We start from the raw sequence: 15,148 nt of genomic DNA, 5'->3' as shown, positions 1-15,148 counted from the left end.
GCACGGTTATGCTGCCGGCGAGTGGTCGGGGTCCACATGGCACGTCCAGATCAGGCTTCAGCACCCTTCTGGAATCACCGCCATCCCGGCCACTCAACCCCGGCCAGACATTATCGGACGGGCTCTGAGAGGCTCACCGCCTGATCAGGCAGTGCGGTACCCTTGATATCTCCGGCCGAACCATAGCCTTCCGGAAAGACCAGAAAAAGAGTCAATCGGACGCCCACAAAGGATGCCTGATACTCACAGGCGCAGTGAAACCCTGCGGGTTTGTAGACGGATTTTTATCGAGCATTGAAGATCCTCCGGCATCAGGCAAGGAGGTGTGCGAGAGCGCTGCCAACTCGCGCTGGGTCAGACATCGTGGAAGTCGCCTGTTATCTACCGCCGACCCTCCCGCCGCTGCGCTGGCTCGGAAATGTCGGCGCCGACCTGCCCCCGGCCGTGCAACAGCGCCTGAGGAGCATGCTGTTCGGAGCGGTGGCGCCGCTCATTCTCGGTTCGATGATTTCGATCGCGACCACGCTGATCGTCTATCACCGCTCCGGCGATACGGTGTTCGCCGCGATCGCCGCCCTCGATGCGCTGGTGCTGCCGGTGCGGATCCAGGCGTGGCGGCAAGAGAGGCGACCGACCGACCTCGTCTTCGCGGCCGGTCTGCTATGGGCAACGTTGATCGCGACGACGGTGTTTCTCGTGATCCTGTTCCGCGACCTGCCGATGTCCCTGCTCGTCATGGCCTGGTCGTTTGCCTCGATCAGCGGCATCGTCGGGCGCAACTTCCTGGCGCCGCGCTACGCCGTGGTGCAGGTGGGCACGATCATGCTCGGCATGGTCGGCAGCATCGCGATCGTCGAGCCGCCCTTCCTGATCTTTGCCGCGCTTCTGAGCCTCCTGTTCATCGTGGTCACCCGCGGCCTGATCAAGCGGCAGCGTGAGATGACCATCCAAGTCGTGACGTCCGACATGGAGAGCCGGGCGCAATCCTTCGTCGATCCGCTCACCGGTCTCTTGAACCGCCGTGGCCTGGAGGCGGCCTTCGCGACCATGGCCGCCCCGTCTGCCGCGGGGATCGGGCTGCTCTATCTCGATCTCGACGGGTTCAAGCAGGTCAACGATCGGCTCGGGCACGGTGCCGGCGACAGGGTGCTCACGGAGGTCGGGCGGCGCCTGACTGCCGCGGCCTGGCCGGACGCCGCGATCTGCCGCCTGGGCGGTGACGAGTTCCTCGTGCTGGTGCCGAGGATTGAGGCTCGGGATCTGCACGCGCTCGGCGCGGAGGTGATCGCGTCCGTGGCCGCCCCCTATCAGATCGAGCCCACGGTGCTTGCCCGCATCGGCGCCAGCATCGGCGCCGTCGTCGGCGGTCCCGACGCGGCCGACCTCCCCCGCATGATGATTTTGGCCGATCAGGCTCTCTACGCCGCCAAGGCGTCCGGGAAGGGCCGGTGCATCCTCTATACCGCGGGCGCGGCGGAGCCGCACGGCGAACCCGTTCGGTGCGGGGCGGAGGGCTGAAGCCCCGTCCTCGCCCGGAAGCCGCGGGTATCGTTCGGGACGATGCTCTAACGCGGAGGGTAGGTGTGCCCCTCCGCAGGAAAGCGGCCCGCCTGCACCTCGTCGGCATAGGCGCGCACCGCCTCCTCGATATGGGCGCGCAGCGAGCCATAGCTCTTGACGAAGCGTGGCACCCGGTCGCTCAGGCCCAGCATGTCCTCGAGCACGAGGATCTGCCCGTCGCAGGCGGCGGTGGCGCCGATGCCGATGGTCGCTGCGCGGATCGCGGGGTCGGTGGCGATGGCCCGCGCCACCGGTTCGACGATGCCCTCGAGCACGATGGAGAAGGCGCCCGCATCGCTGATCGCGCGGGCATCGGCCCGCAGGCGGTCCTCGTCGCCGGCCCCGTGCCCCTGCACCTTGAAGCCGCCCATCGTGTTCACCGATTGGGGGGTGAGGCCGATATGGCCCATCACCGGCACGCCGCGCTCGGTCAGGAAGGCGACCGTCTCGGCAAAGCGCGCCCCGCCTTCCAGCTTGATCGCCCCGGCCCCCGTCTCCTTGAGGACGCGGGCGGCGTTGAGGAAGGCCTGCTCGCGGCTCGCCTCGTAGGAGCCGAACGGCATGTCGACCACGACGAGGGCGCGGGACGTGCCGCGCATGACGGCCTGGGCCTGGAGAATCATCATCTCCAGGGTCACCGGCAGGGTCGATTCCATGCCGTGCATGACCATGCCGAGCGAATCGCCGACCAGCACGAAGTCGCAATAGGCATCGACGATGCCCGCAGTGTGGGCGTGATAGGCGGTGAGCGCGATGATCTTGCGCCCCTCGGCCTTGCGCTTGATCAGATCGACCGCCTGGAGACGGCGCGTTTGAACGACCTGCGACATGGCTCGTGATCCGGAGTCTGGCATTCCCGGGGGCGCCCGTCGGATCGAGCGCGGCGTGCGGAACGCCTCTATAAGCCCGTTCGCGCCGCCCCGCAGGGGGCCTGTGGGCCGGTTCCGGTGGATCGGACGCGAAGTGTCACGACGAGAAGTTCACCCGGAGGGGCCTGCCTTCTCCTGCGGCGTCCCGGCTCCTTCACGTCACGGCCGCCGAAAGCGGCGGCCGACATACAACGTGAAATGAGGCTCGGTCGTCCCACTCGCCCTTTTTCGGGCGTTTCCTCCCTAGACTTCGGACCGCCTCCGGGTTCGCCGTTTTTCCGCCACATCCCGCCCGGTGTCAATGGCATAGCCTGAAGATCGAGGCGATTGAGATTGCTCGAAATTTAGACGTTTGAGAGCAGGCGGCCGATTCGTGGCAACAATGTGTCAGAGCGCTTTTTCGAGGAGCTGCTCGATCCATTCGGGCTGGGTCTCACCGACCGAGCGGGCAACCTCAGTGCCGCCCTTGTAGACGATGAGCGTGCTCTGCATCTGTGCCCCGAACCGGCGCACGAGGTCACGCTGAGCGTCGAAATCGATCGTGAAGACGGCGAGCGTCTTGAAGCGCGGCTCGGCGGCGAGCGCGGCCAGGATCGGCTTCTGCGTCCGGCAGATCGGGCACCACGGCGCCGAGATCTGCACGAGGATCGGCCGCCCCTCCGCCTGCGCCGCCTCGAAGGCTTTCTGGTCGTAGGGGGCCGCCTCGGCGGCCTGTCCGGCACCGGGCCAGCCGCCGGCCAGGAAGGCTGCAGCGAGGATGAGAACGTGCCGGCGGTTCGTCATCGGTGTCCTCACGGCCTCTTAGCTCAGAAGCTCAGCGCTGGGGGGCGCGCTCGTTGTCCGCGCGCATCCAGGCCGGATCGGGCTTGGCGACGGCGGTGTCGTGATCGTCCTGCCAACCCTCGACGCCGGGGGGGAACCAGTGGACGCGGCTGTAGCCGGCCGCGATCAGACGCTTGCCGGCGTTCCAGCTCCCCCAGCATTCCGGCCGGCAGAAGGTCACGACGGGCTTGGCCTTGTCCCCGCCGGTCAGTTCGGCGACCCGCTTGAGGAAGACTGCCTCCTTCTCGGGGGCCAGCGGTGCGACGCCCGCGCCCGGCATCCAGACCGCGCCGGGGAGCGAGCGGTGCGTCGGCAGCCAGGGCCGGTCGGCGGGCAGGCCCTCGGGCCGGCGGTCGGCCAAAACCACGTCGATGAGGGCCGGCGCCTCCGGCAGCAGCGTTTCGAGCCCCTTCAGGTCGATGACCGTCGCCCCCTTGAGCGTCGCCGGGGTGTAGCCCTTCTGCGGCCCGGTATAGAGCCCCTCCGGCTCCGGCACGTTGACCGGCGAGTCGGCCGGACCCGCCGCCCCCAGCATCAGGCCGAGGGCGGCAAACGCCGCATGTCTCGCGATCACCTGCATGCTCGTCCCCACCGGCGTCAGTTGCTCGCGGCCGGAACGGGGAAGGCGTGCTGCCAGCGCCCGTCTTGGTTATCGGACGCCACGACCTTGATCGGGCCCTGCCCCTCGGGCTTGAAGGCGAAGTTGATGACCGGGTTCGAGGCGATGGAGATGTCGCCGTCGAGGCTGAACACGAGTTTGTCGCCGTAGGTCACGTCGAGCTTCTGGATGTAGCGGGCCGGGGTGTAGTCGCGGGTGATCTGGTTCATCTGCATCCCGGAAAAATTCGGGTGGCGTACCATCAGCGTCGCCTCGGCCGGCTTGCCGGGCTGGACGTCGCCAACGAACTTCATGCGCATCTCGCCCATGCCCTTCATCGCCTCCTCGTCGCTCATGCCCATCGGCGCCGAGCAGCCGCCGGAGGCTTTGACGAACTTGGCCGATTCGAGGAGCCGCCCGTCCTTGGTCTCCACCACGGCGTGGACGTTGGTGTAGTTGTTCACCCGCACCCGCATCTTGATCTCGCCCGGATCGGCGGCCGGGCCGAAGGTGAAGTGCGCGGCGTAGGGCGACGGGTTGTCGTCGATGATGAAGTAGAGGCCCTTCACGCTGTCCTTGTCGGCGAGCGTCAGGCCGATCGGCACCAGGGCGGCGTCGAGGGCGCGGACGGGCGCGTCGATCTTCACGGCGCTCTCGCTGGCCTCGACCTTCCGATCCCCGAAGATCGAGGCCTTGATCTCGGACCAGCGGGCGGCGCGTTCCTCGTCGGTGTCGGTGGCGCCGGCCAGCACCGGGGCGGGCGTGAGCGCCGCCGCGGAGAGGGTCAGGCTGAGGGCGAGCATCAGGCGTTTCATGGCGCGTTTCCTTCCCGGAAGCCCCTGAGACGGGGCCGATCTTATTCCCACTCGAGTTCTTGATAGGCCTGGGTGACGTTGCGGCCGTTATAGGTGTCGAACAGCGCCCACTTGTCCTTCTCCCCCAGCGCGACGGTCCGAACCGCCGTCTCGATCGGCAGGCTGGAGGCCACCGCCTTGCGGGTCTCATCGCGCAGGGCTGAGAGATAACGCGCGAGATCGGCCATCGCCGGTGCGAACGCCACACGCGTCGGGCCGTGACCCGGCACGGCGTCGGTGGCGCCCACCGCCTTCAGCCGCTCGATCTCCTTGAACCAGCCGAGCAGGCTACCATCGAGCGAGGGAATGCGGCCGACGAAGAGCAGGTCGGCGGGGAACAGCAGCCCGCTGCCGGTGTCGAGCATCGACAGGTCGCAGCTCGTATGCGCATGGCCGTGGGCGGTGAGCCGGAGGGTGCGGTCGCCGAGATCGATCTCGGCCCCCTCCTTCACCTCCATCGTCGGGTAGACCACCTCGCCCGCCCGCTCCTCGCCGAGGATTTCGGCGAGCCGCTGACGGTAGAACGCGCCCCGCGCATCGAGGGCGCCGCGAAGGCTTGCATGGCCGACGAAGGTCGGGTTGTCGCCGCGAAAGGCCGCGGCTCCGAAGACATGGTCGGGATGCACGTGGGTGAGCATCACGTAGCGGATCGGCTTGTCGGTGCGCTGGGCGATCTCACGGCGCAGCCACTGCCCGTCGGCGAGACTGCCGCCGGATTCCGTGACGAGCACCCCGTCCCGCCCGATGATGAAGCCGATATTGGCGATGCCGTCGGCGTTCTCGGGCGTCGCCTCGGCGTCAAACCCGCGCCGGATGAAGGTGCCGGGCGCGACTTCCTCCATCGTCATGGCATCGACGGCAAAGCCCGCCCGCGGCAGGCAGCACAGGCAGAACCCGCCGAACAGAGCCGCGCGGCGTGTGACGGGCGCGTTCAACGCCCGCCTCCACCGGACTGGTGACTCAGGCACGTCCGTGCCGCCATCGACCGCTTCCTCCCGATGAATTTATCGATATAGTGCAAACCATCTAGTAGGTAGATTTTTGCGCCGTCAAGTGCCACCATCGCGAACGGGCAGAGCCGTCGCGAGCACGTGATCGGCCCGATACGAACGGACGGATGATGAGAGACACGCGCGCATCGCTCCTCAGCGAGGCCGAGATTCTGGTGCGCGGCCGGGGCTATTCCGGCTTCAGCTACGCCGACCTCGCCGAGGCGGTCGGTATCCGCAAGGCGAGCATCCATCACCATTTCCGCACCAAGGAAGCGCTCGCCCAGGCGCTGATCGAGACCTACGACGCGCGCTACGACGTGGCGCTCGACGAGATTTCGGGCGCGACCGGGGACGGAGTCGCCCGGATCGAGGCCTATGGCCGGCTCTATCTCGGTGGGGTCGAGCAGGGGCTCGGCTGCCTGTGCGCGGCGCTCGCCGTCGAGCTGGAGACGCTGCCCGAGGCCCTGCGCCGCGCCATCACTGCCTTCTTCGAGAAGCACATCGCCTGGCTCGCCGGCGTGATCGAGGAGGGTCAGATCTCCGGCAGCGTCCGCGCCGGCCTCGATCCGCAGGCCCATGCTCGGATGATCGTGGCGACGCTGGAAGGTTCGTTGCTGCTGGAGCGGTTCCTCGCCGGGCCGGAGGGGTTCGGGCGGACGCTGACGGCCTTGAGCGAGGGGCTGCGGCCGGTGAACAAGTCCTGATAGACGCATCGTGCAGGAAGGAGCGCCCGATGGACAGGATGGACGCCATCACCCGCCTTCGCGACAATGCCGATGCGGTGCGCACCATGGGCGCCACATCGCTCTACCTGTTCGGCTCCACGGCTCGGGGGGAGGCGCGCTCCGACAGCGACCTCGACCTCTTCATCGATTACGATCCCGCGAGCCGCTTCAACGCCTTCGACCTCGTCGGCATCAAGCTGCTGCTGGAAGACCGGCTCGGGACCGCGATCGACGTCACCACCCGCGACGGGCTGCACCCTCGGTTACGCGACCGAATCGAAGCCTCGGCGCTTCGCGTGTTCTGATGGCCGGGCGCGATTATCGCCACGCTCTGGACGACATGCTGGCCGCCCTCGACGGAATCGCGCAAGCGACGGCGGGACAAGACTTCGACGCCTTCTGCCGGAACTGGCTGCTGAAGCACGGCGTCGAGCGAGGCATCGAGATCATCTCGGAGGCGAGCCGCGCCGTGCCGGATTCCGTGAAGGCCCTGAGACCCGAGATTCCCTGGCATCAGGTGCGCGCCATCGGAAACATCCTGCGCCACGAGTATCATGGCTTGTCCGAGCGGATTCTCTGGAACGTGGTCGTCGATGAGCTGCCGCGTCTGCGCATCGCCGTCGAAGCGCTTCAAGCATAGGCCGGCGATCTTCCATCCGACCCCGATGATACAATATGACAGCCTGACGTTCCGTCACCGCGCAATCTGCCCAGGCCCTTCATGTCCGACGCTTCCCCCCTCGCCGCCTCGCAAAAGATCCCGGTGACGGTGCTCACCGGCTATCTCGGCGCCGGCAAGACGACGCTGCTCAACCGCATCCTCACCGAACAGCACGGCAAGCGCTACGCCGTGATCGTCAACGAGTTCGGCGAGATCGGCATCGACAACGACCTCGTGGTCGGCGCCGACGAGGAAGTGTTCGAGATGAACAACGGCTGCGTCTGCTGCACCGTGCGCGGCGACCTGATCCGCATCATGGACGGGCTGGTGAAGCGCCGCGGCAAGTTCGACGCGATCATCGTCGAGACCACCGGGCTCGCCGACCCGGCCCCTGTGGCCCAGACCTTCTTCGTCGATCAGGATGTCGGCGAGGCCGCCCGGCTCGATGCGGTGGTGACGGTGGCCGACGCCAAGTGGCTCACCGACCGGCTCGCCGACGCGCCCGAGGCCAAGAACCAGATCGCCTTCGCCGACGTGATCCTGCTCAACAAGGCCGATCTCGTCTCAGGGGCAGACCTCGACCGGGTCGAGGGCCAGATCCGCGCGATCAACCCCTGGGCCAAGATCCACCGCACCGAGCGCTGCGCGATCCCGCTCGATCAGGTGCTCGACCGCAACGCCTTCGACCTCGCGCGCATCCTCGACGTGGAGCCCGACTTTCTGGAGGAGGGCCACCACCATCACCACGACGAGCAGATGCAGTCGGTCTCGGCCAAGATCGACGGCCCGGTCGATCCGGAGAAGTTCATGCCCTGGATCTCGAACCTGACCCAGGTTCAGGGGCCGGACATCCTGCGCTGCAAGGGCATCGTCGCCTTCCCCGACGAGCCGAAGCGCTTCGTCTTCCAGGGCGTGCACATGATTCTCGACGGCGACGTCCAGGGGGATTGGGGCGCCGACGAGCCACGCGTCTCCCGCGTCGTCTTCATCGGCCGCAACCTCGATCCGGAGGCGATCCGCGAAGGCTTTTTCGCCTGCAAGGTTTGAGGCGACGGGGCCCGCGCAAAAGAAAGGGCCACCCGCGAGGGTAGCCCTTTCTTCTTTCCGATCTCTGATCCGGCCTGCCGGCCGGACCTTTCGATCAGGGGGCGGCGTTCGGCGTCAGAGGTTGAGCAACACGTTCGCGGAACCGATCGCGGTGGTCGCGAGGCCGATCGCGAGGGCACCGATCATCCCGTAAGAAAACGCCTGCATCATCCGCATCTGTCGAAATCCTCCATTCGCATCCCATCGAAACGCCCCTCGCCGATCCCAGTGCCGGTTCGGCGAGACGGAGCGCGTCCAAGCTCGGTTTGAGAGATCTGGCCCGATCCGGTTGGATCGAGCACCGACTCAGCAGCGGTTGCCGCCCGTGGTCTGGCCATACTGCTTGACCGGGAAGTTCTGCTGGTTGGCGTTGCCTTCCGAGGCCGAGTTCATCGGGCAAGCCGTGTAGTTCGGGCCGTCATGGACACCGAGGGAGCCGGTCCAGCCGGACGCCATCGGAGCCGAACGGGCGTGGCTTTCGCTGAAGGCCAGGGCGGACGTGACCGGAGCGACACCCAGGACGACAGCAGCAACGGCAGCGGCAATACGAGTCTTCATCAATCTCTCCAACGATCTGTCTCAGGATAGTCGGGCGGTCCGGACTTCCTTGCTCTTCGGTACACTCAATATGGGGAGTGCTTGGCCGCAGTGACGTGCCGTGGCGCACGCGGTGAGCCGGAACAAATGCGTGGCCGATTTTTCGGCGCCGTCCTGTCGAAGTCGTGATCGATCCGATCTGGCTGAACACTCACCGTTGGACCAATCCTATTCAGTTGGAAATATTGTTCAGAAGGATGACAGGGGCACAGCGGCAGTCGCGGTGGTTCCGCGATCCTTGCGCGCGCCGTATTAGACTTATTGTTCCAGCCCCCCGTCCCGTGCATCGCCGGCTGAACCCGCGCCCGCATGGGACGACGATCTCAGGTTTGCCGGCAGGCACTTCCCGCACCTTGAAAGGAGCGGAACGTGCGGCGCATCCGGGGCTGTTGGTTAAAACGCAACCTTTCGGTGGTTCGATCAGCCCGGTTGAGGGGTCCGCAATCCCGCCAGGTGCCGCGTCGCGGGGCTCTGGCGGGTGGCGTGCGCGGTGCCCCGCGAGAGTTCGAGTTCGCCGATGTCCTCCATGACAGCCGCGCCGACCGGCGCGACGGCCGCCGCATCGCCATGGGCTGCGGGCTCGTCACGATGGGCCGCGGGCGCTTGGGGCCGCGTCCCCGCCCTGCGCGCGGTCCAGGGGCTGGCGAGCGGCCTCCACGCGGCGTTCATCTTCTTTGCCTGCTTCGCCTTCTCGGACGCCTCGCCCTACGACCTCGTGGCGATTCCGACGATCGTGCTGTGGCTCGCGCTCGGCATCCGCCTGCACCGGGGCGCGCTGCCCCTCGTGCTCCTGCTTCTGGCCTACCTCACGGCGATGGGGATCGCGCTGCTGCCCTATCTCAACGAGCCGCTGTCGGTGACGTGGACCGTGCAGCTCTTCTACCTCGCGGCCACCTGCATCTTCTTCGCGATGCTCTACGCTGACGACACGCAGGCGCGCATCGAGGTCGCGCTCAAGGCCTATACCGCGAGTTGCGTGCTCTCGGCGGGGCTCGGCATCATCGGCTACCTGCAACTCCTCGGCATCGAGGATCTGTTCTACAAGTACGGCCGCGCCTCGGGCACCTTCCAGGACCCGAACGTGTTCGGCTCGTTCCTGACGCTCGGCGCCCTCTACTTGATCCACCGCCTCCTCTCCGGCGCGACCCGGTGGCCGATCCTGTCGCTGGTCAGCCTCGTCGTCGTGATGGCGGGCATCTTCCTGTCCTTCTCCCGCGGCTCCTGGGGCGGGACGGTGGTGGCGGTCGCCGTCATGGTCGTGGCGCTCTACACGACGAGCCGCTCGCGGGCCCTGCGGCGGCGGATCGTGACGCTCGGTCTCGTCACCATCGGCCTCGGCGCGGTCGCGCTGGCGGGGCTGCTCTCGATCGACAGCGTCGCCCAGACCTTCCAGACCCGCGCCGCGGTCACGCAGGATTACGACGAGGGCGAGACCGGCCGCTTCGGCAACCAGATCCGCGGCATGGGGATGCTGCTGGAGGAGCCGCTCGGCCTCGGCCCCCTGCGCTGGCGCCAGATCTTCAACCTGGAGCCGCATAATTCCTATATCGGCAGCTTCGCCAACGGCGGCTGGGTCGCGGGCGCCGCCTTCATCGCCCTTGTCGCGGCGACCTCCTTCGTCGGCTTCCGGCTGATGGTGCGCCCCTCGCCCTACCGGGCCTACGCACAGATCGTGTTCCCGGCGCTGCTGATGTTCTTCCTCCAGGGGATGCAGATCGACGTGGAGAAGTGGCGCCACGTCTACATGATGCTGGGGATGGTCTGGGCGCTGGAGGCGGCTCGCCTGCGCGCCGCCGGTGCGCCCTTGACCCTCTTCCTCCCGCGGCGCATCGGAGGACATCCAAGCGTTGCAGTGCCGAGCGGGACAGGCGGAGCGCGCGCGCGTAAGATCGGAGGCAGGGGCGAGGTGTCCAGAACGAAGGTGAGGCCGTGACCAAGGGAGCGGCGAGCGAGGCCGAGCGCCTCGCGGCCCTGCACGCGCTGCGCATTCTGGATAGCGATCCCGAGGCGCAGTTCGACGCCGTGTGCCGGACGGCGCAGCGCCTGTTCGGCGTCGCGACGGCCTACATTTCCCTGGTCGATGCCGAGCGGCAATGGCTGAAGGCCTGTGCGGGCACCATGCCGACGCAGACCGCGCGCAAGGGCTCCTTCTGCGATCGCACGATCGCGCAGGATGCGATGCTCGTCGTGCCCGATGCCCGCCACGACCCGCGCTTTTCCAGCCTCGCGATCGTCACCGGCCCGCCCCACATCGTATTCTATGCCGGCGCGCCGCTGATCCTGCGGCCGGGCGTGCGGCTCGGTTCCCTCTGCCTCGTCGATCCGCAGCCGCGGGACTTCACCCCGGAGGACGCGGCGGCCCTGCGCGACCTCGCCGAGATCGTGACGGCGCAGATGCGGCTGCGGCGCGACAACCTCGCCTTCGCCAGCGAGCGGGCCCTGCGGCAGATCCACGAGAGCACCATCCGCGCACAAGGCGTGGAGATCGAGCGGCGGGCGAGCGCCAACTCCCTCCTCACCATGGCCGAGCAGATCGCCCAGGTCGGGCATTGGCGCCTCAACTTCGCCAGCGGCCAGCCGATCTACTCCGAGAGCCTCCTGCGCATCGCCGGCCTCGACGCCGCGGCGCCGGCGGCCCGGCATCCCGGCCTCGCCCAGCTGTGCCATCCCGCGGATCGCGGGCGCGTCGAGGCCATCATCGCCGCGGCGATCGCGGGCGGGCATGATTTCGAGTTCGAGACGCGGTTCGCGCGACCCGACGACACGATCCGCGACGTGATGGTGCGCGGCACCTGCAAGACCGACGAGGCGGGCCGAACGATCGGGTTGTTCGGCATCCTCATGGATGTGACCGACCGCGTACAGATCCAGGCGGAGATGCGCCGCAGCGAGATGCGCTACCGCAGCCTCGCCGACGCCCTGCCGCTGCTCGTCTGGACCGTCGATCCGGACAGCGGCGAGGCGACCTACGTCAACACGCGCTTCGAGGATTACTACGGCCCGATCGGCGCCTCGCGGGTGCAGCGGCTCGCCCGCAACCATCCCGACGACGCGCCCGCCATGGAGGCGGCGTGGCAGGCGGCCCAGGCCAGCGGCCGGGGCTATGACGGCCAGTGGCGCCTGAGGGCGCGAGACGGCTCCTACCGCTGGCACAAGGTGTCGATCACCCCGATCCGCAACGCGGGCGACCCGGCCGGGGTGATCGAGTGGATCGGCACCGCGCTCGACATCGACGAGATCGTCTCCGCGCGGCTGTCCGTGGAGCATACGAGCCGCCTGCTCGGCATCGCCCTGGAGGGCGCGGAGGCCGGCACCTTCGACTGGGACCTGCGCACCGGCATCACGGTGCTGTCGCCCGAGAGCGTGCGCCTCTACGGCCTGCCCGAGACCGGCGAACCGCGCGCCCTGTCGCCGACGGAATGGACCGCGACCATCCACCCCGACGACGTCGTCGAGGCGTGGAACCGGATTCACCACGCCGTCGATTCCCGGTCCCGCTTCACCGCGGAATACCGGGTGGGCCAGCGCTGGCTCTACACCTCCGGCCGCACCCTCTACGAGGGCGACGGCCGCCCCTACCGGATGCTCGGGCTCCATCTCGACATCACCGAGCGCAAGGCGGCCGAGGCGGCCCTGCGCGCGGCCACCGCCGAGGCCCGCGCCGCCACGGTGGAGGCCGAGCGGGCGAGTGCGGCCAAGAGCGAGTTCCTCGCGGCCATGAGCCACGAGATCCGCACGCCGCTGAACGGGATCCTCGGCTATGCCGACCTGCTCCTCGACCGGCCGGACCACGATCCGGAGGACCAGCGCCGCCTGGAGCTGATCCGCGTCTCGGGCGAATCCCTGCTCACCGTCGTCAACGACGTTCTCGACGTCTCCAAGATCGAGGCCGGCCAACTCGAACTCGACCCGCTTCCCTTCGCCCTGGGCAAGCTGATCGAGGACACGGTGGCGATCATGCGCGGCACCGCCCTCAAGAGCGCGCTGACCGTCGAGGCGCGGATCGATCCGGATCTGCCCGCGAGCGTGGTCGGTGACGCGAACCGCCTGCGGCAGGTGCTGTTCAACCTGCTCAACAACGCGGTCAAGTTCACGCCGGCCGGCTCCGTCATCCTCACGGCCCGCTATGAGGGCTCCGTCCCCGGCGCCGACGGCGGCACCGCGGACGCCCTGCGCTTCGAAATCAGCGATACCGGCATCGGCATCGCGCCCTCGCAGCGGCACCGGCTGTTCAAGCCCTTCAGCCAGGTCGACGGCTCGATCAGCCGGCGCTTCGGCGGATCGGGCCTGGGGCTCGCGATCTGCCATCGCCTCGTCACCATGATGGGGGGCGAGATCGGCGTCGAGAGCCGGGAGGGCGCCGGCTCGACCTTCTGGTTCACCCTCGCCCTGCCGCGCGCCACCGCGCCGCCCGCCGCCAAGCCGGCGACCGGCCCGCATCGCCCGGAGGCGGCGCGACCGGCCCGGCTCCTGGTCGTCGAGGACGTGCCGATCAACCAGACGCTGGCCCGCGCCGTGCTGGAAGTGCAGGGCTACCGCGTCGATGTGGCGGGTGACGGGCACGCGGCGATCGCGGCCATCGCGGCCACCTATGGGCCGGAGGAGGCCAGCGCCGACCCTTACGCGGTCGTGCTGATGGACGTGCAGATGCCGGGCATGGACGGCCTCACCGCGACCCGCCGCATCCGTGCCATGGCGGGCCCCGCTGCCCGCCTGCCGATCGTGGCGATGACCGCCAACGTCCTCGATGGGCAGGTGCAGGAGTTCATCGCGGCGGGCATGGACGACCATGTCGGCAAGCCGTTCAAGCGCGCCCAGCTCTGCGCGGTGATCGAGCGCTGGCGGGCCATCGGCGCCGAACGGGCACGGGAGGGGACGTCCCCGGCCCGTCCGCCGGACGACAGCCTCGGGCATCGCCCCGAAAGCGCGCCGCCGGATCGGCGACACGGCGACGGCGAGCCGTTACTCGATCGCGCCGCCTTTGCCGCCGTACAGGCCACGATGGGCCGCGAGCGCGTGCTGTCGCTCCTGTCCCTGCTCGAACTCGACCTCGAGCTGCGCTTTCTGCCGGAGGGGGCCGAACCGGGCCGGACCGATTTCGACCGCGAGCAGCTCGCCTACGACGCCCACGCCATGGTCGCCGCGGCGGGCGCCCTCGGCTTCGTCGCCCTGTCCGAGCTGTGCCGGGAGATCGAGGATGCCTGCCGGAACGGCGGCGCGCTTCCCACCCTGATCCACCGCCTCGCGACGCTGCGGACGGATACGCTCGGAACGATCCGGGCCCTCCGGGCCGCATAAGACGGCGCGACGCTTGCGGTGCTGCTCAAACGAGCTATCTTATTGCTCGAAGGAGCAATCGCGATGCCGGACACGATGATCAAGGCCCCGGCCAAGCGGAGAAAGCCGCACGAGCCAGGGGCACGGCCCTTCGCCTATCTCGATCTCTACCGCGCCTCCCCCTTCGACCGCATCGAGGTCATCAAGGCCGGTGTGCCGGCCAGGGCGGTCAAGGGCTTGATCACGGCGCTGTGCCTCGACCAGCAGGTCATGTTCGACGCCCTCAACCTGAAGACGGCCACGGTGAACAAGAAGGCGGCCCGGGACGAAGCCCTCTCGTCGGAGGACAGCGAACGGGTCGTCGGCCTCGCCAAGCTCGTCGGTCAGCTCGAAGCAATGATCGAGGAATCCGGCGCGGCGAAGGATTTCGATGCGCCGGGATGGCTCTCGCGCTGGCTGCGCGAGCCCTTGCCGGCTTTGGGCGGCGGAAAGCCGCTCGACCTTCTCGACACGATGGAGGGCCAAGCTCTGGTGTCGCGCGCGCTGGCGCAGATCCAGAGTGGAGCCTATGCGTGAGCCGGTCGCTCTGGCGGATCGGGACCGATGCTCGGACCTACACCGCCGACGACCTGTCGGGTACCGGGGCCAAGCTCTCCGGCGGCCGATGGAACGCCGTCGGCGTCGCCCTGGTCTACGCGGCGGGCAGTCGTGCCCTCGCCTGCCTCGAAACCTTCGTCCACCTCAATGCCGGCGGCCTGCCGTTGAACCGATACCTCGTCGAAATCGACGTGCCGGAGGAGGTCTGGGTGTCGGCAGAAACCGCGACGCCGGACACGCTGCCCGTCGGCTGGGACGCCGAGCCGGCGGGTTTCGTCAGCCTCGCCTTCGGCACGGATTGGGCGAACGCCAATCGGTCGGCGCTTCTGCTCGTCCCCTCCGTCATCGTGCCGGAGGAGCAGAACGCCCTCATCAATCCCGCCCATCCCGACACGGCAAAGATTAAGGCCCGTAAGGTCCGCAAATGGCTCTACGACCCGCGCCTCGACCGCGACCGAGGTCCGTTCGCGTGAGACGATGCCTCCGGCGCGCGCGGCGCGTCTTGAGATC

Annotated in this window: 15 protein-coding genes; 9 read left to right on the top strand and 6 right to left on the bottom strand. The window is 68.3% G+C overall.

The window, feature by feature from the left end; genetic code table 11:
- The first annotated feature begins 363 nt into the window (after positions 1–363).
- A complete protein-coding gene (locus ASF53_RS23795; RefSeq protein ID WP_056204825.1) occupies positions 364–1,518 on the top strand; it encodes a GGDEF domain-containing protein in 1,155 nt (384 codons plus the stop codon).
- 47 nt (positions 1,519–1,565) lie between these two features.
- Here ASF53_RS23795 and panB read toward each other — a convergent pair whose 3' ends face one another.
- The 5 genes from panB to ASF53_RS23770 form a co-directional block, all read right to left on the bottom strand.
- Positions 1,566–2,390: a 3-methyl-2-oxobutanoate hydroxymethyltransferase gene (panB, locus tag ASF53_RS23790; RefSeq protein WP_056204822.1), complete on the bottom strand. Its 825-nt coding sequence runs from the start codon at positions 2,388–2,390 to the stop codon at positions 1,566–1,568.
- A gap of 426 nt (positions 2,391–2,816) precedes the next feature.
- Positions 2,817–3,212 (bottom strand): thioredoxin family protein, encoded by a 396-nt coding sequence (locus tag ASF53_RS23785; RefSeq protein ID WP_056204820.1) that lies wholly within the window; start codon positions 3,210–3,212, stop codon positions 2,817–2,819.
- A 31-nt stretch (positions 3,213–3,243) separates the two neighbouring features.
- Positions 3,244–3,831 carry a rhodanese-like domain-containing protein gene (locus ASF53_RS23780; protein ID WP_056204818.1) on the bottom strand — a complete coding sequence of 196 codons (588 nt, stop codon included), beginning with the start codon at positions 3,829–3,831 and terminating at the stop codon, positions 3,244–3,246.
- 17 nt (positions 3,832–3,848) lie between these two features.
- A complete protein-coding gene (locus ASF53_RS23775) occupies positions 3,849–4,664 on the bottom strand; it encodes a quinoprotein dehydrogenase-associated SoxYZ-like carrier (protein WP_056204813.1) in 816 nt (271 codons plus the stop codon).
- A gap of 41 nt (positions 4,665–4,705) precedes the next feature.
- Positions 4,706–5,638 carry a quinoprotein relay system zinc metallohydrolase 2 gene (locus tag ASF53_RS23770; RefSeq protein WP_056204810.1) on the bottom strand — a complete coding sequence of 311 codons (933 nt, stop codon included), beginning with the start codon at positions 5,636–5,638 and terminating at the stop codon, positions 4,706–4,708.
- A gap of 185 nt (positions 5,639–5,823) precedes the next feature.
- Here ASF53_RS23770 and ASF53_RS23765 point away from each other — a divergent pair, with 185 nt between their 5' ends.
- The 4 genes from ASF53_RS23765 (at position 5,824) to ASF53_RS23750 (ending at position 8,128) form a co-directional block, all read left to right on the top strand.
- Entirely contained in the window at positions 5,824–6,399 is a 576-nt protein-coding gene (locus tag ASF53_RS23765; RefSeq protein WP_200943331.1) for a TetR/AcrR family transcriptional regulator, read from the top strand.
- Between the two features lie 29 nt (positions 6,400–6,428).
- The gene (locus tag ASF53_RS23760) at positions 6,429–6,725 is read left to right on the top strand and encodes a nucleotidyltransferase family protein (RefSeq protein WP_056204805.1); all 297 of its coding nucleotides are present in this window, start codon (positions 6,429–6,431) and stop codon (positions 6,723–6,725) included.
- Positions 6,725–7,060, top strand: coding sequence for a HepT-like ribonuclease domain-containing protein (locus ASF53_RS23755; RefSeq protein ID WP_056204802.1), 336 nt, complete (start codon positions 6,725–6,727; stop codon positions 7,058–7,060). The genes ASF53_RS23760 and ASF53_RS23755 overlap by 1 nt, the downstream gene beginning before the upstream one ends.
- An 81-nt stretch (positions 7,061–7,141) precedes the next feature.
- A complete protein-coding gene (locus ASF53_RS23750) occupies positions 7,142–8,128 on the top strand; it encodes a CobW family GTP-binding protein (protein WP_056204800.1) in 987 nt (328 codons plus the stop codon).
- 345 nt (positions 8,129–8,473) lie between these two features.
- Here the strand turns inward: ASF53_RS23750 and ASF53_RS23745 are convergent, their stop codons facing one another.
- Positions 8,474–8,725: a hypothetical protein gene (locus ASF53_RS23745; protein WP_056204797.1), complete on the bottom strand. Its 252-nt coding sequence runs from the start codon at positions 8,723–8,725 to the stop codon at positions 8,474–8,476.
- Positions 8,726–9,281: 556 nt separating this feature from the next.
- Here ASF53_RS23745 and ASF53_RS23740 point away from each other — a divergent pair.
- The 4 genes from ASF53_RS23740 (at position 9,282) to parT (ending at position 15,111) form a co-directional block, all read left to right on the top strand.
- Entirely contained in the window at positions 9,282–10,697 is a 1,416-nt protein-coding gene (locus ASF53_RS23740; protein WP_056204787.1) for an O-antigen ligase family protein, read from the top strand.
- On the top strand, positions 10,694–14,062 hold the full coding sequence (locus ASF53_RS23735) for a PAS domain-containing protein (protein ID WP_056204783.1): 3,369 nt from the start codon (positions 10,694–10,696) through the stop codon (positions 14,060–14,062). The genes ASF53_RS23740 and ASF53_RS23735 overlap by 4 nt, the downstream gene beginning before the upstream one ends.
- A 63-nt stretch (positions 14,063–14,125) precedes the next feature.
- Positions 14,126–14,617, top strand: a complete 492-nt coding sequence (parS, locus tag ASF53_RS23730) for a type II toxin-antitoxin system Prs ADP-ribosylating antitoxin ParS (protein WP_056204781.1) — start codon at positions 14,126–14,128, stop codon at positions 14,615–14,617.
- Positions 14,614–15,111, top strand: coding sequence for a type II toxin-antitoxin system Prs ADP-ribosylating toxin ParT (gene parT, locus ASF53_RS23725; protein ID WP_056204779.1), 498 nt, complete (start codon positions 14,614–14,616; stop codon positions 15,109–15,111). Before parS ends, parT begins: the two co-directional genes overlap by 4 nt.
- Positions 15,112–15,148: the final 37 nt, after the last annotated feature.

Source organism: Methylobacterium sp. Leaf123 (assembly GCF_001423405.1).
GTDB lineage: Bacteria > Pseudomonadota > Alphaproteobacteria > Rhizobiales > Beijerinckiaceae > Methylobacterium.
The sequence above is the reverse complement of the archived record's forward strand: the minus strand, read 5'-3'. Positions and strand labels throughout refer to the sequence as shown.

Coding starts and splice junctions, on each gene's coding strand:
- ASF53_RS23785 (WP_056204820.1), bottom strand. CDS start 3,212: ATGACGAACCGCCGGCACGTTCTCATCCTCGCTGCAGCCTTCCTGGCC.
- ASF53_RS23765 (WP_200943331.1), top strand. CDS start 5,824: ATGAGAGACACGCGCGCATCGCTCCTCAGCGAGGCCGAGATTCTGGTG.
- ASF53_RS23745 (WP_056204797.1), bottom strand. CDS start 8,725: ATGAAGACTCGTATTGCCGCTGCCGTTGCTGCTGTCGTCCTGGGTGTC.
- panB (WP_056204822.1), bottom strand. CDS start 2,390: ATGTCGCAGGTCGTTCAAACGCGCCGTCTCCAGGCGGTCGATCTGATC.
- ASF53_RS23775 (WP_056204813.1), bottom strand. CDS start 4,664: ATGAAACGCCTGATGCTCGCCCTCAGCCTGACCCTCTCCGCGGCGGCG.
- ASF53_RS23740 (WP_056204787.1), top strand. CDS start 9,282: ATGTCCTCCATGACAGCCGCGCCGACCGGCGCGACGGCCGCCGCATCG.
- ASF53_RS23760 (WP_056204805.1), top strand. CDS start 6,429: ATGGACAGGATGGACGCCATCACCCGCCTTCGCGACAATGCCGATGCG.
- ASF53_RS23755 (WP_056204802.1), top strand. CDS start 6,725: ATGGCCGGGCGCGATTATCGCCACGCTCTGGACGACATGCTGGCCGCC.
- parS (WP_056204781.1), top strand. CDS start 14,126: ATGCCGGACACGATGATCAAGGCCCCGGCCAAGCGGAGAAAGCCGCAC.
- ASF53_RS23780 (WP_056204818.1), bottom strand. CDS start 3,831: ATGCAGGTGATCGCGAGACATGCGGCGTTTGCCGCCCTCGGCCTGATG.
- ASF53_RS23750 (WP_056204800.1), top strand. CDS start 7,142: ATGTCCGACGCTTCCCCCCTCGCCGCCTCGCAAAAGATCCCGGTGACG.